The sequence below is a fragment of the Allobosea sp. LC85 genome (assembly GCF_000735605.1).
Lineage (GTDB): Bacteria > Pseudomonadota > Alphaproteobacteria > Rhizobiales > Beijerinckiaceae > Allobosea.
Window position 1 is genome coordinate 236,473 of sequence record NZ_JPKG01000028.1, and the last position, 18,858, is coordinate 255,330.

13 protein-coding genes are annotated in these 18,858 nt (G+C 65.4%); 4 read left to right on the top strand and 9 right to left on the bottom strand.

Annotation, left to right across the window (positions count from 1 at the left end; genetic code table 11):
• Nucleotides 1-151: 151 nt before the first annotated feature.
• The 5 genes from FG93_RS14705 to FG93_RS14725 all read right to left on the bottom strand — a co-directional run bounded on the left by FG93_RS14705 (nucleotide 152) and on the right by FG93_RS14725 (nucleotide 6,175).
• On the bottom strand, nucleotides 152-1,780 hold the full coding sequence (locus FG93_RS14705) for an ABC transporter ATP-binding protein (protein ID WP_052513776.1): 1,629 nt from the start codon (nucleotides 1,778-1,780) through the stop codon (nucleotides 152-154).
• Nucleotides 1,777-2,607 carry an ABC transporter permease gene (locus FG93_RS14710; RefSeq protein WP_043235490.1) on the bottom strand — a complete coding sequence of 277 codons (831 nt, stop codon included), beginning with the start codon at nucleotides 2,605-2,607 and terminating at the stop codon, nucleotides 1,777-1,779. Before FG93_RS14710 ends, FG93_RS14705 begins: the two co-directional genes overlap by 4 nt.
• 3 nt (nucleotides 2,608-2,610) lie before the next feature.
• Nucleotides 2,611-3,588: an ABC transporter permease gene (locus FG93_RS14715; protein ID WP_043235491.1), complete on the bottom strand. Its 978-nt coding sequence runs from the start codon at nucleotides 3,586-3,588 to the stop codon at nucleotides 2,611-2,613.
• A gap of 40 nt (nucleotides 3,589-3,628) precedes the next feature.
• The gene (locus FG93_RS14720; RefSeq protein WP_043235493.1) at nucleotides 3,629-5,233 is read right to left on the bottom strand and encodes an ABC transporter substrate-binding protein; all 1,605 of its coding nucleotides are present in this window, start codon (nucleotides 5,231-5,233) and stop codon (nucleotides 3,629-3,631) included.
• Nucleotides 5,234-5,326: 93 nt separating this feature from the next.
• Nucleotides 5,327-6,175, bottom strand: coding sequence for a VOC family protein (locus tag FG93_RS14725; RefSeq protein ID WP_043235494.1), 849 nt, complete (start codon nucleotides 6,173-6,175; stop codon nucleotides 5,327-5,329).
• 325 nt (nucleotides 6,176-6,500) lie between these two features.
• Between FG93_RS14725 and FG93_RS14730 the strand changes: the two genes are divergently transcribed.
• On the top strand, nucleotides 6,501-7,829 hold the full coding sequence (locus FG93_RS14730) for an FAD-binding oxidoreductase (RefSeq protein WP_043235495.1): 1,329 nt from the start codon (nucleotides 6,501-6,503) through the stop codon (nucleotides 7,827-7,829).
• Between the two features lie 138 nt (nucleotides 7,830-7,967).
• Here FG93_RS14730 and FG93_RS14735 read toward each other — a convergent pair whose 3' ends face one another.
• The 4 genes from FG93_RS14735 to FG93_RS14750 all read right to left on the bottom strand — a co-directional run bounded on the left by FG93_RS14735 (nucleotide 7,968) and on the right by FG93_RS14750 (nucleotide 12,698).
• Nucleotides 7,968-9,398, bottom strand: coding sequence for a M20 family metallopeptidase (locus FG93_RS14735; RefSeq protein WP_043235653.1), 1,431 nt, complete (start codon nucleotides 9,396-9,398; stop codon nucleotides 7,968-7,970).
• A 302-nt stretch (nucleotides 9,399-9,700) separates the two neighbouring features.
• Nucleotides 9,701-10,480 (bottom strand): ABC transporter ATP-binding protein, encoded by a 780-nt coding sequence (locus tag FG93_RS14740; RefSeq protein ID WP_043235497.1) that lies wholly within the window; start codon nucleotides 10,478-10,480, stop codon nucleotides 9,701-9,703.
• Complete coding sequence (locus FG93_RS14745; RefSeq protein ID WP_043235499.1) at nucleotides 10,474-11,544, bottom strand: iron ABC transporter permease; 1,071 nt, start codon at nucleotides 11,542-11,544, stop codon at nucleotides 10,474-10,476. Before FG93_RS14745 ends, FG93_RS14740 begins: the two co-directional genes overlap by 7 nt.
• A gap of 11 nt (nucleotides 11,545-11,555) precedes the next feature.
• On the bottom strand, nucleotides 11,556-12,698 hold the full coding sequence (locus FG93_RS14750; RefSeq protein ID WP_043235500.1) for an ABC transporter substrate-binding protein: 1,143 nt from the start codon (nucleotides 12,696-12,698) through the stop codon (nucleotides 11,556-11,558).
• Between the two features lie 231 nt (nucleotides 12,699-12,929).
• On the opposite strand from FG93_RS14750, the gene FG93_RS14755 reads away from it, so the two are divergent.
• The 3 genes from FG93_RS14755 to FG93_RS14765 all read left to right on the top strand — a co-directional run bounded on the left by FG93_RS14755 (nucleotide 12,930) and on the right by FG93_RS14765 (nucleotide 18,845).
• Entirely contained in the window at nucleotides 12,930-13,715 is a 786-nt protein-coding gene (locus FG93_RS14755; protein WP_043235502.1) for a class I SAM-dependent methyltransferase, read from the top strand.
• Between the two features lie 499 nt (nucleotides 13,716-14,214).
• Nucleotides 14,215-15,000, top strand: coding sequence for an IclR family transcriptional regulator (locus tag FG93_RS14760; RefSeq protein ID WP_043235504.1), 786 nt, complete (start codon nucleotides 14,215-14,217; stop codon nucleotides 14,998-15,000).
• Nucleotides 14,997-18,845 carry a hydantoinase B/oxoprolinase family protein gene (locus tag FG93_RS14765; protein ID WP_043235506.1) on the top strand — a complete coding sequence of 1,283 codons (3,849 nt, stop codon included), beginning with the start codon at nucleotides 14,997-14,999 and terminating at the stop codon, nucleotides 18,843-18,845. Before FG93_RS14760 ends, FG93_RS14765 begins: the two co-directional genes overlap by 4 nt.
• Nucleotides 18,846-18,858 lie beyond the last annotated feature (13 nt).

The following is an 18,858-nucleotide window of genomic DNA, read 5'->3' on the forward strand; positions in this document are numbered from 1 at the left end:
TCCACCGTTCCGCGTGCTCCCGCTTCGCGCGCTCAGCGCGACAACCGCCCTCTGGTACGATACCAATATAGAACCAGTTTGTGCTGTTCAAGCCGAAAATGACGGCCCCTCGTCCCGCCGGGACGAGAGTCACGACAGACGTCTGAGAAGGTCAGCCCTCCTGCCGCTCGGCCCGCCGCTCCAGCCCGAACTCGCGCCCTGGAATCGAGGCGAGCAGCGCCTGGGTATAAGGGTGCTGCGGATTGCCGAAGACAGCGCCGATCGGCCCGGCCTCCACGACCTCTCCGCTCTTCATGACAGCGACAAGATCACAGACCTGCGCCGCCACGCGCAGGTCATGGGTGATGAAGACGATCGACAGGCCCAGGCGCTGGCGCAGTTCCGCCAGCAGTTTCAGCACCTGCGCCTGCACCGAAACGTCGAGCGCGGAGACGGGCTCGTCCGCCACCAGCACCTCCGGCTCAAGAGCCAATGCACGGGCAAGCCCGATCCGCTGGCGCTGGCCGCCCGAGAACTCATGCGGATAGCGCTCGGCCGCAGCAGGATCGAGACCGACGAGCCCGAAGAGTTCCTTGGCGCGCGCCAGTGCCTGCGCACGCGGCATGCCGTGAACAATGAGCCCTTGCGCGACCGCTTCCCCCGCCTTGCGGCGTGGGTTGAGCGAGGCAAACGGATCCTGGAAGACCATCTGGATATGACGCGTCTCGGCCCGCATCTGCTCGCGCGTCAGGCAGGCGAGGTCGCGGCCGTTCAGCCGGATTTCGCCGCTCTCGGGATCGATCAGGCGCACGAGGCAACGCGCCAATGTCGACTTGCCGGAACCGGATTCCCCGACGATGCCGAGCGTGCCGCCCTTGGGCAGCACCAGCGAAACATCCTTGACCGCGTAAGTGATACGCTGGCCGCGACCGAAGAATCCCCCGGTGCGATAGGTCTTCGAGACGTGCTCTATGGTCAGGATCGGATCGCTGGACAGCGGGCGCGCAGGCGGAGCCTTCAGCGGCGGCACTGCCGCGATCAGTTGCTTCGTATAGGCGTGCCGGGGGTTGTCCAGCACCGCACTGGCCGTACCCTCTTCGACCACGCGGCCCTGGCTCATCACCGCGACGCGGTCGGCGATTTCGGCAACGACACCGAAATCATGGGTGATGAACAGCACGGCCGTGCCCTTGCGCCGCTGCAGGTCGCGTATGAGTTCCAGGATCTGCGCCTGGGTGGTGACGTCGAGCGCAGTCGTCGGCTCGTCGGCGATCAGCACCCTGGGATCGAGCGCGAGCGCCATGGCAATCATGGCGCGCTGGCGCTGGCCGCCCGAGAGTTCGTGCGGATAGGCCTTGATCGCCGACGCCGGATCGGGAATCCGCACTTCTTCGAGCAGGGCAAGGACCCGCGTCCTAATCTCGCCGGCCGGCAGATCCGTATGGATCTCGAACATCTCGCCGATCTGGTCGCCAATGCTGCGCAGGGGGTTCAGCGCGGTCATCGGCTCCTGGAAGATCATGGCGATGCCGGCGCCGCGCACCTTGCGCATCTCGGCCTCGCTCACATCGGCAAGATTGCGACCCTCGAACAGGATGCGCCCACCGTCGATCGCGACCCCGCCCGGCAGCAACCGCATGATGGCATTGGCCGTCATCGACTTGCCGGAGCCGGATTCGCCGACGACGCAGAGGATCTCATTGGCCGCCAGCGAGAGCGACACATTCGCCATCGCGTGCGACCTGTCGGCGCCGGCCGGCAGCTTCACGCTGACATCATCGAGGACAAGAATCGGGGTCATCGGCTCTTCAGCCTCGGATTGAGCGCGTCATTGAGGCCCTGCCCGACCAGCGAGACGGCGAGCACGGTGACGAGGATGGCGATGCCGGGAATGGCCGAGACATACCACTGCACGCGCAGCACATCGCGCCCTGCACCGATCAGGTTGCCCCAGGAGGCGACGTTGGGGTCGGAGAGCTTCAGGAAGGCGAGCGCGCTCTCGAGCAGGATCGCGACCGCCATCACGACGCTGGCATAGACGATCACGGGAGGCAGCGCGTTCGGCAGGATCTCGCCAAAGATCAGCTTGATGTCCTTCAGCCCGAGCGTGCGGCCCGCCTGCACGAACTCGCGGTTGCGCAACGAGAGGAACTCGGCGCGCGTCAGCCGCGCCGAAGCCGGCCATGAGACGATACCGATGGCGACCGTCACCGTGGTGATGGTCGAGCCGAACACGGCGACGAGCACGAGCAGCAACAGGAAGTTCGGCAATGTCTGGAAGGCCTCGGTCACGCGCATCAGTGCAGTGTCGACCCAGCTGCCGTAATAACCGGCGAAGGCGCCGATCGTGATGCCGATCATGACCGAGATGACGGTCGCGACCAGGCCGATCAGCAGCGAAATGCGTGCGCCATGGAAGATCTGCGCGGCGATGTCGCGGCCGGAATTGTCGGTCCCGAGCAGGAAGCGCGGATTGCTGAAGGGCCAGATCAGCGGCCGCCCGGCGAGGGCGAGCGGATCGCGCGGATAGAGCCAGTCAGCCGTCGCCGCCATGGCCAGGACAAGGATGAGCAGCAGCAGGCCGATGACGGCCGACGGACTGCGGAAATAGAGCTTTGCGAACTCCATGGCTCAAGCTCCCGCCGTGATGCGCGGATCGAGCCGGGCATAGAGCAGGTCGACGATGAAATTGACCGCGATGACCAGCAGCGCCGAGACGAAGATGATGCCGAGCAAGGTGTTGAGATCGCGCTGCACGACCGATTCATAAGCAAGCCGCCCAAGTCCCGGCAGCGAGAACACGCTCTCCACCACGACCGAACCGCCCAGCATCGTGCCCGCCTGCAGGCCGATCAGCGTCACCATCGGCAGCAGCGCGTTGCGCAGGACGTGCCGCACCACCACCCGCGTCTCATCCATGCCCTTGGCGCGCGCGGTGCGGACGAAATCGAGATTGAGCACCTCGAGCATCGAGCCGCGCATGATGCGCAGATAGATCGCCATGTAGAACAGGCCGAGCGTCAGGGTCGGCAGGATGAGATGCTGGGCGATGTCGAGCGTCCGACGCAGCCCGGTAAGGCTGACCGTGATGTCCTCGAAACCTCCAGCCGGCAGCCATTGCAGGTAGATCGAGAACACGACGATCGCCATCAGCCCGAACCAGAAGGTCGGCATGGCGTAGAAGATCAGCCCGAGAGTCGAGATCAGCGTATCCGGCCATCTGTTGACGCCGCGCGCCGCGATCACCCCAAAGATCAGCCCAAAGAAGAAGGCGAAGGAGAGCGAGGCGCTCATCAGCAGGATCGTCGCCGGCAGCCGCTCGGCAATCACGGTCACGACCGGCTTGCCGTAGATCGCGGAGAAGCCGAGATCGAGCCTGACCAGCCGCCAGAGATAATTGCCGAGCTGGGCCCAGACCGAGAGATCGAGCCCGTAGAACTCGCGCAGCTGGCGGGCGGTGGCGGCATCGCCCCCGCCCATTTGCGCCATCATCGCATCGACCGTATCGCCCGGCGCGAATTGCAGCAGCAGGAACACCCCGATCAGGATCAGGATCAGGGTCGGGATCGAGGCGGCAAGACGCCGCCCCGCAAGAGCTAGTACGCGCATGGGAACTGGCCGGTTTCGACTGCGGAGGTTGGTGGAAGCGTCACTCCGCCAGCCAAAGATCGTGCCAGGAACTCGAGCCCCAGCGCGGCGTGTTGGAGTGGTTGCGGGCCTTGGCGTTGATCACCGTCAGGAAAATCTGCTCGATCGGCGTCCAGATCGGTAGCTCCGTATTGGCGCGCCGCACGAAGTCGCCATAGAGCGCCTTGCGCTTCGCCGGATCCACCTCCGTCGCCGCGTCGTCGATGATCTTGTCGATCGTCGGATCGGTCCAGTCCCATTGATTGGTCCACGGCGCACCCTTGGGCTGTCCGGAGCGATACCACACCGTCGTCGAGACCGCAGGATCATTGCGGTACTGGTGCCAGCCGGTAGCCAGGTCGAAGGCGTGGTCGTCATAGACCTGCTTCAGGAAGCCGCCGCCGTCGTTGCGCACGATCTCGACCTTGATGCCGACATCGGCCAGCGACTGCTGGATGAAGGTGGCAAAGAGCGTGATGTCCTCGCCCCACGGAGCCGGCAGCAGGCGTACCGAGAAGCGCGTCCCGCCGGCACCGGCCTTGAATCCGGCTTCGTCGAGCAGCTTCGCGGCACGTGCCTTGTCGAAGGGATATTGCGGGCCGTTATCGGCCGGGTAGAAATCGGTCGAGACGGAGGGTACCGGGCCTGTACCGAGCTTGGCGAAATCGCCGAGGAAATTCTCGATGAAGAACGGGATGTCGAGCGCATGCGCGATGGCGCGCCTGACCCGGATATCCGCGAGTTCCTTGCGGCGGAAATTGAACTCGATCGTGTTCGTGCGGGCGTTGCCCTCGTTGCCCTTGGTCGAAACGATGAAGCGCGGATCCTTGCCGAGACGGGCGGAATCCGAGATCGTCAGGCCCGAGAACGGGCTGTAGTGGATCTGCCCCGCTTCCATCTGGGCGGCGGCGGCAGCGCGATCGGTAACCACGCGCCAGACGATCCGGTCGAGATAGGGAGCGTTGGCGCGCCAGTAGTTCGGGTTGCGGTCGGCAATGACGTGCTGGCCCCGCTCATATTGCGCGAACTTGAACGGCCCCGTGCCGACCGGCGCGAGATTGACCGGGTTCTGGCGGATGTCGCCCTTGCCTTCGTAGAGATGGCGCGGCGAGATGTAGCCGAGATCGGGCAGCGCGCGCAGCAACAGGTTGAGCGGCATCGGGCGCTCGTAGCGGAACACCGCCGTCAGCGGGTCGGGCGTATCGACCGCGATGAGGAAGAGCTGCAGCGTGGTGCCGTAGTTGAGAATCTTCTTCCACATCTCCATCGCCGTGAACTGCACGTCGGCGGAGGTGAAGGGCTTGCCGTCATGCCAGGTCACGCCCGGTCTCAGCTTGAACGTGATCGTCTTGCCGTCGGGCGCAGCCTCCCAGCTCTCGGCGAGCACGCCGACCGGCTGGCCGCTGGCATCGAGATCGACCAATTGTTCCTGGATCTTGCCGCCAATGATGTACACGCCGGTCGAGGCCTGCAGGCTCGGGTTCAGCTGGCGCTGCTCGGCACCGTAATGGACGGTGAAGACCCCGCCCTTGCGCGGCGTCTCCTGGGCGAAGGACCGCATCGGAAACAGCACATTGGAAGCGATGGCGGCGCTTGTCAGCAGCGCGGCGCGGCGGGTCATGTCCATGGAGACCTCCTGGGTCCGGTGTTCGATAAGGGCAGAGCCGGACTTCACGATGATCCGGCCATCAGGCTGTTCTCAAGGGAGCCAAGGCTCCCGTCACGGCACGAAGCTGACAATCACGCCATTGGCGGAATCGGCCGGCACGCTGACGGCGCTGCCGTGGCGCACCGCGAGCGAGCCCAGCGCTTTGACAGCGCCGTCGAGATCGGCACTCGCCAGGACGATCGCGGTTGCCCCGGCAGGCGCCGCACCGATCCGCACCGCATCAGGATAGCGCCGCGCAAAACCGGCCGCATCATAGAACAGGAAATCGGCCCGCTTGCCGCCCGACGGCACCAGCCAGCCGTCATCCTGCGCGCGCGCAGGCTCGTCGATCAACCGGCTGAGATGCCCGGCGGACGCCTTCGGATCAGCAGCGAGGACCTCGACCCGGACGATGCGGCTCGCGCCGTTGGCATGTTTCTGGAGCTCAGGGAGCCAGACCGTCTCGCGTGTCAAGTGCTGGCAGGCAAAGATGCGCAGGCCACCGGGGCTCTCGGTCAGCGGCCAGCGGAAGACATTGAACTTTGCTTCGCCCGTCCCGCCATTCGGCAGATCCACCGGGCGGCCGAAATGCACGGGACCCAGGGCTTCGAGGCCACCGCTCTTGAGTTCAGCCGCGCCGGCAGCGGCGTCGTCCGTCGTGAAAGCAGCGCGCTCAAGACCTTCCCGGTTCTTCAGATAGTCGCGGGTCGGCTTGTTCTGATCCGTCTCGGTCAGCACACCAAGCAGCTCGAGATAATCCTCTCCGAATATGATCGTGTAGTTTCCGGTCCCCAGGATCGGCGAATGGGTGCCACGCGGCGAGACGGTGAAGCCGAGGCGCTCCCATTGCCGGGCAGAAGCGTCGAGATCGCTGACGGTCACGACGACATGATCGAGACCGAGAATGTGCTTGAGCGACATGACGCCCCCTTTGACCAAGAACCCAACGGAAGCGGAGTTCATCCGAATGAACAGAGGGGCGCAACCACTTCGAGGTGACGATTCCAGCAGCCCCCGCTGCGCGGCACACATAGCGTCCGGAGAATAGTGTTTTCAACAACCCGAGAGAGAAAGCCTAAATTTGGTAGATTTTGTTCGTCGTCAGCAAGAAAAATAGAAAACTGTTCTCCACCAGGTAAATCGCTGGAACCAACCTACTTGCGAGCGGGCGGTCCTGGCGGCAAGTATGCGCAAAGCTCCTGCCAAACGCGCTTTGACCACCCCGCCTTGCGAAAGACCGCCACCGATGACCGCTTCGCCCTCCGTCGCCTGGCCGCCCTCTCTCTGGGCCGCCACTGCCCAGCCCGGCCCTGTGCTCGGTGCGCTCGACGGGGATGTTCAAACCGATGTCGTGGTGATCGGTGCCGGCTTCACCGGCCTCTCGACTGCGATCCATCTGCGCGAGAGCGGCGTCGACGTCACGATCGTGGAAGCGGCTGAGCCCGGCTGGGGCGCCTCGGGGCGCAACAATGGCCAAGTCATCCCGACGCTCGCCGGCCACGATCCCTCGGCGATGGTGAAACGCCATGGCGAAGCCGGCGAACGCTTCAACGCGGTGCTGCGCGACAGTGCCCAGTACCTGTTCGACCTCGTGCGGAAATACGGCATACCAGCAGAGGCGGAACAGGCCGGCTGGATCCAGCCCGTCCATTCGCCCGGCCGTTTCAAGCTCGCCGAGAAGCGTGTGCGCGAATGGTCGGCGATCGGGGCGCCGGTCGAACTGCTCGATCGGGCCGCTGCGGCGGTGATGCTCGGCTCGGATGCCTGGTTCGGCGGCTTCTGGAACCGCACCGGCGGTCATATCAATCCGCTCGCGCTGACCCGCGGACTGGCCGAGGTCGCGCTGAAGCTCGGCACGACCATCTATGCGCGTTCGCCAGCCACGTCGATGAGCCATGCAAATGGCCGCTGGACCGTGAAGACCGCGCGCGGCACGGTCACCGCTCGCGCGCTTGTGCTGGCGACCAATGCCTATACCGGTGAGTTCGAACGCGATCTCGCCCCCGAGATCGCCAACGAGGTCATCCCGGTCCTGTCCTGGCAGATGGCGACAAAGCCGGTCAGCGACAACATCGCCAAGACCGTCATCCCGGGCCGCCAGGCGATGTCGGACACGCATCGCGAGCTCTATTTCGCCCGCTGGGACGCCCGCAACCGTCTTGTCACCGGCGGCGCGGCCGTGCTGCCGGGCGATGGCGGTGTCAATCTGCGGCCGCAGATCGCAGCGCGGCTGAAAAGACTCTGGCCGCAGCTGGGCGATGTCGAATTCGACTATGTCTGGTCGGGCTATGTCGGCATGACGCCCGACAATCTGCTCCAGCCGCAGGTGCCGGGCTATCCGCGCATCCACCGTCTCGGACCGGACGGCTTTGCCTGGGTCGGCTGCAATGGCCGGGCCGTGGCTCTGTCCATCTCGCTCGGTCGCGAGCTTGCGAGGGCGACGCAAGGCACGGCGATCGAGACGCTCGGTCTGCCCTTGTCCGAGCCAAGGCCCCAGCCGTTCCGAGCGATCGTGCGCCGGATCGCGCCGCTGGCACTGCCCCTCTATCGGCGGCTGGATGCGGCCGAGGTCTGAGCACTCCTCGCACAGTGGTGGCACGGCAGCGCCCGCACCGATCGATCCGGAGCTCCGGTGCCATTTCGAACATCATCGCCCGGACGTTTGTCCGGGCGATCCTTGCATAGCCAGAATCGCTCGTGGCCCGATGCCCGCTCAGTGAGCCGCCATGTCGAGCGGCGGTTCGATATCGTCGCTGATCGGGTTCTGGAACGGGTTCTCGGCGCGGAACGCGGCGAAGTCAGCCTTGGCCGCCTTGAGCAGCGCCGGCTGGGACAGGACATCGACCGCGACGCCGGCCATGGCCTTGGCCGCAAGCGAGAGCCCCTTATGCGCCGCCGGCGCGAGGCCCTGGGCAACCAGCTGCCAGGAATGTCCGGGCGTGCCCACAGCATAGCAGGCGACGCGGCATTGCACGGTTGGAACGACCCAGCTCACCGTTCCAACATCGGTGGACCCCACGGAAAGGGCGGCGACATAGTCCAGCGGATAGATGTCGTCGCTGAGCGATTCACCCTCCAGCACCGGCAGACCGAAGCGGCCATAGGAGGCGCGGATATCCTCCTTCGAGAAGGTCTTCTGGAACTCTGCCGCGAAGGCGCGATCAGCGGCATCGAAACCAGGCCCGCCGAGTCGGATGAGGTTGGCGTGCATGGCCTCCTCGAGCGGACGGTTGCCGACGAGATTGGCATCGCCCGACAATTGCTGCGCAACGACGGTGGTCTCCGTCATCAGGGCCGCGCCATCGGCGATGGCCTTTACCCGGCGCACCAGGTCCCACATCTCGCTGAGCGTCCGGGCGCGGATCAAATGACGCACAGTCGCCTGCGCCTGCACGACATTCGGCGCAATGCCGCCGGCGTCGATGATCGCGTAATGGACGCGCGCATCGCTCGGCATGTGCTCGCGCATGTAGTTGACGCCGATATTCATCAACTCGACCGCATCGAGCGCGCTGCGACCGAGATGCGGCGAGGCAGCGGCATGGGAGGCACGCCCCCGGAAGGTAAACTCGACCTCGACACAGGCAAGCGAGATCGGCTTGCTGACACCGGTGAATGAGGCCGGATGCCAGCAGATGGCGACATCGACATCGTCAAACAGCCCGGCGCGCACCATGAAGCCCTTGGACGAGCCGCCCTCCTCGGCTGGGCAGCCGTAATAGCGCACACGTCCCTTGATGCCGTTCGCAGCAAGCCAGTCCTTGACAGCGGTCGCAGCAAGCAGCGAGGCCGAGCCGAGCATGTTGTGGCCGCAGCCATGGCCATTGCCCCCCGACACGAGCGGGCGCTGCTCGGCGACGCCGGCCTCCTGGCTCAAGCCGGGCAGCGCGTCATATTCGCCGAGGATCGCAATGACGGGACCGCCCTCGCCCGACTCGCCGATCAGCGCCGTCGGAAGGCCGGCGACGCCCTTCTCGATGCGGAAGCCCTCCTTCTCCAGCATCGCGGCGTGTTCGGCGGCCGATCGCTCCTCCTGATAGTTCAGCTCGGGCATGGCCCAGACGCGGTCGCTAAGCTCGAAAAAAGCCGGGCTCTTGGCATCCGCCAACCGCCAGATCTCGGCAGTGTTCTGTTGATCGGTCATATCCTGCTCCTGGCTCTTTCCTGCCCATGCCGCCGCGCGGCCGATCATCCGGATCGGTCTCGGCGCAAACGTGCGTCTCGCTGTTGCGACCAAACGCCGAGCGCGGCCAACCGGCAAGAAGCATGTGCACGATCGCGTCATGCGGCCAGCGCAGGATTCTATCCGGGCAAGAACTTGCCCAAGCCGCGAGGCGTCAAGGGAGCACTGCGAGCACCCTCGTCGATGGGCTTTCAGCCACGTGGGGACGTGCCGAGGGAAGCGTCCGCCATCTCCCACAGAACACGGGATCGGACGACCGATCTCTATGCGGCGTGGCGCGTGGACCCCTCGACGACGACATAGGGCTCGCCGCTCGACAGGCCTTCGACACGCGCCCTGACGCCATAGACCTCGTCCAGCAGCGACGGCGTCACGATCTCGCGCGGCGCGCCGAGCGCGACCAGGCGCGTCTTGGCCAGGACGAGGACCCTGTCGGCAACGCGCAACGCCTGATTGAGGTCGTGGATCGAGATCAGGACGCAGATGCCTCGGTCGCGCGCCAGTCGACGCACGAGCGACAGCACCTCGAACTGGCGATGCAGATCGAGCGCACTCGTCGGCTCGTCGAGCAGGAGGATGTCCGGTTCGCGCGCCAGCGTCTGGGCAATCGAAACCAGCTGACGCTGGCCGCCGCTGAGCTCCCCAAGCCCCCTGAAGGCGAGGTCCTCGATCTCGAGATCGCGCAGCACACGATCGATCCGCTTGAGCTCGTCATCGCTGACCGACCATGTCCCGCCCTGCTTGAAGGCCAGCAGGATCGACTCATAGACCGTGAGCACTGCGTTCACCGCCGTATCCTGCGGCAGGTAGCAGGACAAAGGCGCGCGACGCCCGGGCACGGAACTGTCGCCGGAAATGCTGACTTCGCCCGGACCCGGCACAAGGCCGGCAATCCGCCGGAACAGGCTCGACTTGCCGGCTGCGTTCGGGCCGATCACGGCAATGACCTCGCCTCCGCTGAGCAGCGGCGTGGTCACCTCGCTCAGCACGACCTTGCGGCCGTAGCGGACGCCGACATCGCGAAGCTGCAAGCCAACTACCATGACCGCTTCCGATTGGTCAGGATCAAGCTGAAGAAGAACGGCACGCCGATGAGCGCCGTTACGATGCTGATCGGGAAGATGAGGCCAGGTATCAGCGACTTGCTGACGACCGAGGATGCCGAGAGGATCGCGGCACCGGCAAGCGCAGACGCCGGCAGGAAGAAGCGCTGATCCTCGCCGATCACCATGCGGGCGATATGCGGACCGACGAGGCCGATGAAGCCGATCGTGCCGACGAAGGACACGGGCACAGCCGCCAGCAGGCTGACCAGCAGCATGATCTCCAGCCGCAGCCGCCTGACATCGATGCCGAAGCTCGCCGCCTTCTCGTCACCGAGGCGGAGCGTGGTGAGGGCCCAGGCGCGGCGCATGAACAGGGGCACGCACAGGACAACCACCGCACTGGTGATCGCAAGCTTGTGCCAACTTGCTTTGGTCAGGCTCCCCATCATCCAGAAGACGACAGCGCCGAGCGCCTGCTCGGAAGCGAAGAATTGCAGCAATGCGAGCAGGGCATTGAAGGTGAAGACCAGGGCGATGCCGAGCAGGATCACCGTCTCGGTCGTCACACCGCGGGACTGGCTGAGCACATGGATCAGCATGGCCGCCCCCATCGCGGCAATGAAGGCGTTCAGCGGCACGATATAATCGACAGCGAACGGCAGGATGGCGACGCCGAACACGAGTGCGAGTGCCGCGCCAAAGCTGGCGGCAGCCGATATCCCAAGGGTAAACGGGCTAGCGAGCGGATTGTTGAGGATCGTCTGCATCTGGGCACCCGCCATGGCAAGCGACGCTCCCGTCACAACCGCCATCAGGGCCACCGGCAATCGGATATCCCAGATCACGACGCGCACGGCCACCGGAACGCTGTCCGGCATCACCAATGCACGCACGACATCCGAAGCCGCATAGCGGGCCGGACCGATCATCAGATCGGCGATGAAGCTCAGCAGCAGCAGCAGGAAAAGTCCGGCGAGGATCATGCGCCGGCGCGCGTTCAGGGCGCGGTAGCTCGACCGCGCCCCATTCTCGCGCACCGCCTCGGCGGCAGCGCCGGTCATGCCGATCTCACTCACCCCTTCGCCTCGACGGTCACCCAGTAGCCGGGCTGATAAGGCAAGGGCAGAAAGCGCTCATGCAGGGTCTTCAGCGTGGCATCGGCATCGACATCCCCAAACAGGTCAGGATGCAGCCACTTCGCAATCTCCTGGATCGCGACGAACTGGTAGGGGCTGTTATAGAACTGGTGCCAGATGCCGTGGACACGGCCGTTCTTCACGGCAGCGGTCTGGGCGAATGCGGGCCGACGCGACAGCGCAGCGAGCTTGCGGCGCGCCTCGATCAGGTCGACGCCGGGTCCAAGACCGACCCAGGCCCCACCCGGGACATAGGCCTCCCAGTTACCCCCGGTGACGATGACGACATCGGGATTGGCCGCGACGATTGCCTCGGGATTGACCGTACCGAAGGTCCCCGGGATCAGGTCGGCGGCAAAATTCTTGCCCCCGGCGATCTCGACCATCTTGCCGAAATTCTCGTTGCCGAATGACATGCAGCAATCGTCGGAATAGCCACCGGCGCGCTCGATCATCACGATCGGCCGCTTCAGTGCGGCAGCCTTGGCAAGACGGTCCGTCACCAGCGAGATCTGCTCGGCCCGGAACGTGATGAAGTCCTCCGCGAGCGCCTCCTTGCCGAAGAGCTTGCCGATCAGTCGCATGGAGGGTTCGGTATTCTGGAACGGCTTCTCACGAAAATCGACGTAGACGACAGGAATGCCGACGGAGGCGAGTTTCTCGACAAGCTTGGCCTCGTCGCTGGCGACCTTCGCCTCGACATTGAGGAAGAGGACGTCGGGCTTCAGCGCTATCGCTTGCTCGACATCGAATGCGCCCTCCTTCATGCCGCCGAAATTCGGCAGTTTGGCAATGGCGGGATAGCGGGCGAGATAGGCCTTGTAGCTGTCTGGGTCCGCTTTCGGCAGATCGTCCCGCCAGCCGACGACACGCTTGAACGGATCATCCCTGTCGAGCGCGGCGACGAAATACATCTGTCGCCCTTCGCCCAGGATCACACGTTCGACCGGCGTGTTGACCTCGACCGCCCGGCCGAGAACATCTGTGACCCTGACCTTCTCCGCGAACGCAGGCAACGCCGACGCCATGAGGCCAATGGTCAGGGTCGCTGCTCTAATAAATCTATGAAGCAATGCCATGACACCACCCTAAGCCTCGCGTGAACTGCGCGGCTCGTAGGAAATGGCACAAGGTCGGTCAAGAAATATCTTTTAGAATACATCCAATCTATTTCATTAAAAGAATTCTAAACTGAAGATCAAGCCGATGCCTCGCAATACAACAAGGCACGCGCTGAAGGAAAAGCTTGTGAGGCGCTGCGCGGCGTGGTGAAAGGTGCCGGAAACGGACGAAGACAAGGCGAATGATCGATGTCGACCATGATCGCAAATCGCAACCTGAAGGATGAAATCCGGGACTATTGGTCCATCAGGTCGGAGACATTCGATACGACGCCGGGCCATGAGATCTTTTCCCTCGACGAGCGGCGCGCATGGCTCGCGCTTCTGTCGCGGCACCTTGGCACCGATCAGGGACGCCGGGCGCTCGACCTGGCCTGCGGTACCGGCGTGATTTCGCTGCTGCTGTCGGAACTCGGCTTCGCAGTGACCGGCCTCGATCTCTCCGAGGCCATGCTGACGCGTGCCCGCGCCAAGGTCTCGGGCAAAGGACCGATCAAGCTCTTCCTCGGCGATGCCGAGAATACGCTGGAGCCCTCGGACAGTTACGATGCAGTGGTCACCCGGCATCTCGTCTGGACGCTGCCCGACCCGCCGGTCGCCTTCGCCGAATGGCACAGGGTGCTCAAACCCGGCGGGCGCGTCGCGATCATCGATGCGGACACCATCAACACCCCTCCGGACAGGCGGCTGCTCAAATGGCTCGCACGGCTTGCCAGGCGCCTGAGCAGGAATGTGCCGCCTCCCCCGCCCTATGCCGATACCCATGCAAGCATCCTGTCGCGTGTCTATTTCTCTGATGGGTGTCGCCCCGATGCCGTCGCCGAATTGCTGAATCAGGCCGGCTTCGAGGACATCGTCGTCGACCGAGACCTTGGCTCGATCCACCGCGCCCAGGGGCGATTCATGCCGCTCTTCCAGCGCCTCGAACGCGCGGCACAGAACCGTTTCCTGATCTCCGCACGCAAGCCCGCCTAGATCATCGGACCGGTTACCGTATCCGGTCCGATGATCTAACCTACTGTGTTTGCATCGGCTTTTCCGAAAGCCGCAATCCACTTTTCGGGCCGATGCTTTAGGCTGATTTCTGCCGCCCCCGCACGGGCGAGCCTGACAGGCGAAGGCGGCCCTGCCCCCGCGTACGGAGACGCGTCGCGTTTGCCCCGGCCGGACCGACCGGCATCGTCCGATACCTAGCGCGCACCCTCAGCAGGAATGGCGGCGCCCCGCCCCACGCGAGGAAGCTTGGTCTGCGCAGGATTGAGCGCGGCTTGGACTGCCTGCGGCTTCAAGCGACGCGCACCGGCCCCAAAGGCATCACCGCCATCGATCCGGCACCTTTAAAGCCATCGCGACCCCACTGGCCGGCATCCCGCACACAATCCTTAACGCCTGTTGACTCTTCAGTCAGTCGCGATATTGTTCCTATTATTGCAACTCAAGTTCCATTTTATGGAACTCTCTTGGACTCAGCCGGATGTCCATTCTGTCGGCGGCCGTCGATGTGCTCCGTTGCTTCTCCAGCACGCGTCATGATGTGACCGTGACGGATCTGGTTTCGTTGCTTGGAATGCCGAAGAGCAATGCGTCGCGACTGCTGCGGGCGATGCGCGACGAGGGGCTGCTCGAAACGGTGGGCGACAGCAAGCGCTACCGCCCCTCCCTGTTGCTCAGTCAGGTCGGCCATATCTACCGCTTCGCCGCCTCGCTGATCGACCGGGCCGACGCCGTGGTCGGACGCATCTCGGACGAAGTCGGACATACCGGCTATATCAGCGTGAGGCGCGGCACCGACATCGTCGGCGTCACGGCGCATCCCGGGCGCCACGCCCTGCGCGTCGTCACGTCGATTGGCGACCGTATTGCCGCCTTCGCTTCCAGCACGGGCCGCGCCCTGCTGGCCCGCCTTCCCGACGACGAAGTCCGCCGCCTCTATGCCGGCGGTTTCGTCCCGCCATCCGACACAGCCCCGCAGGACCTCGACGAACTCCTGGCGCGCCTCGCCATCAACCGACGCGAGGGCTACGCCGAATCCCATGACGAGGCGGTCCGGGGCGTGCGCGCCATCTCGGTTTCGGTCGGCGATCCCACCACCGGCGACGAAGTCGCGCTCTGCATCTCCTTCCCGGCGGCGATCGTCACGCCGGAGGAGCGCCTCGCCATCATCCGTTCCCTGGGAGAAGGCGCCGCCGAGATCGCGGCGCTGACCCGGGACCCGTTCTTCATTCCCCTCCATCCCTCAATCGCGGAGACAGCTCCATGAGCAATCGTTGGCGCATCGGCTTCGATATCGGCGGCACCTTCACGGATTTCATCCTCTATGACGGCCAGGAGCGGTCGGTTCGGCTGCACAAGCGCCTGACCACGCCGCACGACCCGTCCGAGGCTGCGCTGATCGGCCTTGGCGAACTGACCGAGATGGCCGGCATCACGCTGGCCGATATCGGCGACATCGTGCATGGCACGACGCTGGTGACCAACGCGGTGATCGAGCGCAAGGGCTCCAAGCTCGGCCTGATCACCACGCGCGGCTTCCGTGACATCCTCGAAATGGGGACCGAGCAGCGTTATGACATCTACGATCTGTTCCTGACCTTCCCCGAGCCGCTGGTCTCGCGCGAGCTTCGCCTCGAAGTCGCCGAGCGTATCGACCGAGACGGCAAGGTCGTGACAGCGCTCGATGCGGCGGCGGTGCGCGCTGCCGCCCGCGAGCTTGCCGCTGCCGGCTGCGAAGCGATCGCGGTCTGCTTCCTGAACAGCTACCGCAATTCCGCTCATGAGCAGGAAGCCGGCCGGATCGTCCGGGAGGCCTGCCCGGAACTCACGGTCTCCCTGTCGAGCGAGGTCGTCGCAGAGATCTGGGAGTATCAGCGCTTCGTCACCACCGCGGCGAACGCCTATGTCCAGCCGCTGATGCGGCGCTATCTGGAGCGGCTTGAGCGCGAACTCTCGGCCCGCTCCTTCACCGGCTCGCTACGGCTGATGCATTCGGCCGGCGGCCTCGTCTCACCCGAGACCGCCCGCACCTTCCCGATCCGCCTGCTCGAAAGCGGACCTGCCGGCGGCGGCCTTGCGACAGCCTTGTTCGGCGAACTTGCCGGCCACAAGGACGTGATTTCCTTCGACATGGGCGGCACCACCGCCAAGGCCTGCATGATCGAGGACGGGCGCGCCGAGATCGCACCGATGCTCGAAGCCGGGCGCGTCAACCGCTTCGCCAAGGGCTCCGGCCTGCCGATCAAGGCTCCCGTCATCGACATGATCGAGATCGGCGCCGGCGGCGGCTCGATCGCCGCCATCGACGAAGTCGGCCTGCTCAAGGTCGGCCCGCATTCGGCGGGCTCCGACCCCGGCCCGGCCTGCTACGGCATGGGCGGCACCAAGCCGACCGTCACCGACGCCAATCTCGTGCTCGGCTACTATGACCCGGGCTTCTTCCTTGGCGGGCGCATGGCGCTCGATCTCGAGGCCGCGCGCAAGGCCGTTGCCTCGGTCGCAGAGCCGCTCGGCCTCTCCGTGGAAGAAGCGGCCTGGGGCATCCACAAGGTTGTCGTCGAAAGCATGGGCGCTGCGGCGCGTGTCCATCTCGTCGAGAAGGGCAAGGATCCGCGGCACTACGCCATGGTCGGCTTCGGCGGGGCCGGCCCGGCCCACGCCGTCGATGTCGCCCGTGTGCTCGGCGTCCGTCAGGTCATCATTCCGCCGGCCTCCGGCGCCGCCTCGGCGCTCGGCTTCCTCGCCGCCCCGCTCTCCTTCGACATGGTGCAGTCGCTGCCGGTCGAGTTCTCGGAAGGCTTTGACGCCAAGTCCGTCAACGCGGTGCTCAGCGAGCTCGAGGCCCAGGGCCGCAAGCACCTGATCGAGGCCGGCGTGAAGCCCGCCGACATCACCGTCGAGCGCTCGGCCGATATGCGCCTCGTCGGCCAGATGCATGACATCGCCGTGACCCTGCCGGCCGGCACGATCGATACATCGAGCCTGGACGCCATCCGCACGGCTTTCTCTACCACCTATTCGGCGCGCTACACCTCGGTCTACGAGGGCGCCCGTCTCGAGGCGATCAACTTCCGCGTCCGCTGCGCCGGTCCGGTGCCGAGCCTCTCGCTCTCCGGGGCGGCCGGCGGCGGCGACGCCGGCACCAAGGTGAAGGGTACCCGGCAGGCCTGGTTCGAAAACGGCTGGAGCGAAGCGACCGTCTATGATCGCTACGCCCTGCGACCGGGCGACACCATCAGCGGCCCCGCGATCATCGAGGAGCGCGAGGCGACCACCATCGTTCCTCCCGGGGATACGGTCGCGATCGACGAGGTGCTCAACCTGCTGGTCAGCGTCGGGCGTGCCAGCGCTGCCGAGACCACGATCAGCGCCGACATGCCGCTGGCCGAGGCCGCGCGCCGGATCGAAGCCGACCCGATCTCGCTGGAGATCATGTGGAGCCGCCTCGTCAACGTCGTCGAGGAGATGTGGCTGACCGTCTGCCGTACGGCCTTCTCGCTGGTGATCTCGGAGGCGCAGGATTTTGCCTGCGAGCTGCTCGACCCCGAGGGCGAGACGCTGGCGCACTCTCCCCGCGCCATGCCGGTGTTCAACCTGACCCTGCCGCGTGCGGTCAAGGCGCTGCTGGAGCGCTATCCCGCCGATACCCTGAAGCCCGGCGACGTTCTGATCACCAATGATCCCTGGCTCTGCGCCGGCCATCTCTTCGACATCGCCGTGGTTACGCCGGTGTTCCTCGGCGATCGCGTCGTCGGCCTGATGGGCACGGTCGGCCATGTCTCCGACATCGGCGGCACCAAGGACAGCCTCAGGGCCCGCGAGATCTATGAGGAAGGTTTCCAGATCCCGCCGATGAAGCTCTACGAGGCTGGCCGGATCAACGAGACGCTGGTTCGCCTGCTCGGCGAGAACGTCCGCAATTCCGAGCAGGTTCTCGGCGATCTGCACTCGTTCGTCGCCGCCAATGCGATCGGCGCCGAGCGCCTGCAGTCTTTCCTCAGCGATTACGGCATGCAGGATCTGCGCGCCCTCGCCTCGGTGGTGCAGGATCGTTCCGAGCGGGCCATGCGCGAGGCCATCGCCGCGCTGCCGGACGGGACCTATCACGGCACGGTTTCGAACAACCCGCTCGGCACGCCGATGACCTATCCACTGGCGCTGACCGTCAAGGGCGACACGATCCATCTCGACTTTGACGGCGCACCGCCGCAGCTGCCGCAGGGCGGGCTCAACTGCACGCTGAACTACACGATGGCGCATGCGACCTACCCGCTGAAATGCATGCTGACGCCGAATGTCCGCGGCAATGCCGGCTGCTACCGCGCCTTCTCGATCGACGCGCCGAAGGGCTCGATCCTGAACTGCGACAAGCCGCTCGCGGTCAACCTGCGGACGCGCACCGGCTGGTACATCGCGCCGAACATCTTCCGCGCCCTGTCGCAGGCTGCGCCGAACCAGGTCCAGGCCTTCACCGGCCTGCCCGTGGCGGCGAGCGTCTACGGCCGGGACCAGGCAGGCGACACCTATTCCGACATGCTCTTCGTCGGCGGCGGCCAGGGCGGCTCGGCCCATGGCGACGGCAAGTCCGGCCTTCTCTACCCGACCTCGGCCGCCAACACCTCGATCGAGACCTTCGAGGCTCGCGTGCCGGTGCTCGTCGTCGAGAAGACCTATCTCACCGACTCCGGCGGTGCCGGCGAGCATCGCGGCGGCCTCGGCCAGCGCGTCCGCCTGCGCAAGCTCTCCGACGATGGTCTCCCGACCCTCGTCTCGCTCTATCCGGAGGGCGTCAACAACCCGATCCCGGGTCTGTTCGGCGGCAAGGCGGGCGGCGGAGCATCGGGGCGTGTCATCGATGAGCAGGGCCATGTCCTCAAGGATGTCGGGACGGGCGACCTCGTCCAGGTCAAGCACCCGCATGAGATCGTCGAGCTCGTGCTCGCTGGTGGTGCGGGCTACGGCGCGGCGTCGGAGCGCTCACGTGACGCCATCGCCCGCGACATCGCACTCGGCCTCGTCTCGCCGGACGCAGCCAAGCGTGATTACGGGGTGCAGACCAGCCATGCAACGCAGGACGTCGGCGAGGCAAAGGCCGGCATCCTTGTTGCCTGACGGCTGAGATCAA

Bases quoted from the DNA above. Each gene is read 5' to 3' on its own strand.
- FG93_RS14760 (WP_043235504.1), top strand. From the start codon at position 14,215: ATGTCCATTCTGTCGGCGGCCGTCGATGTGCTCCGTTGCTTCTCCAGC.
- FG93_RS14705 (WP_052513776.1), bottom strand. From the start codon at position 1,780: ATGACCCCGATTCTTGTCCTCGATGATGTCAGCGTGAAGCTGCCGGCC.
- FG93_RS14765 (WP_043235506.1), top strand. From the start codon at position 14,997: ATGAGCAATCGTTGGCGCATCGGCTTCGATATCGGCGGCACCTTCACG.
- FG93_RS14720 (WP_043235493.1), bottom strand. From the start codon at position 5,233: ATGGACATGACCCGCCGCGCCGCGCTGCTGACAAGCGCCGCCATCGCT.
- FG93_RS14750 (WP_043235500.1), bottom strand. From the start codon at position 12,698: ATGGCATTGCTTCATAGATTTATTAGAGCAGCGACCCTGACCATTGGC.
- FG93_RS14715 (WP_043235491.1), bottom strand. From the start codon at position 3,588: ATGCGCGTACTAGCTCTTGCGGGGCGGCGTCTTGCCGCCTCGATCCCG.
- FG93_RS14730 (WP_043235495.1), top strand. From the start codon at position 6,501: ATGACCGCTTCGCCCTCCGTCGCCTGGCCGCCCTCTCTCTGGGCCGCC.
- FG93_RS14735 (WP_043235653.1), bottom strand. From the start codon at position 9,398: ATGACCGATCAACAGAACACTGCCGAGATCTGGCGGTTGGCGGATGCC.
- FG93_RS14745 (WP_043235499.1), bottom strand. From the start codon at position 11,544: ATGACCGGCGCTGCCGCCGAGGCGGTGCGCGAGAATGGGGCGCGGTCG.
- FG93_RS14710 (WP_043235490.1), bottom strand. From the start codon at position 2,607: ATGGAGTTCGCAAAGCTCTATTTCCGCAGTCCGTCGGCCGTCATCGGC.
- FG93_RS14725 (WP_043235494.1), bottom strand. From the start codon at position 6,175: ATGTCGCTCAAGCACATTCTCGGTCTCGATCATGTCGTCGTGACCGTC.
- FG93_RS14740 (WP_043235497.1), bottom strand. From the start codon at position 10,480: ATGGTAGTTGGCTTGCAGCTTCGCGATGTCGGCGTCCGCTACGGCCGC.
- FG93_RS14755 (WP_043235502.1), top strand. From the start codon at position 12,930: ATGTCGACCATGATCGCAAATCGCAACCTGAAGGATGAAATCCGGGAC.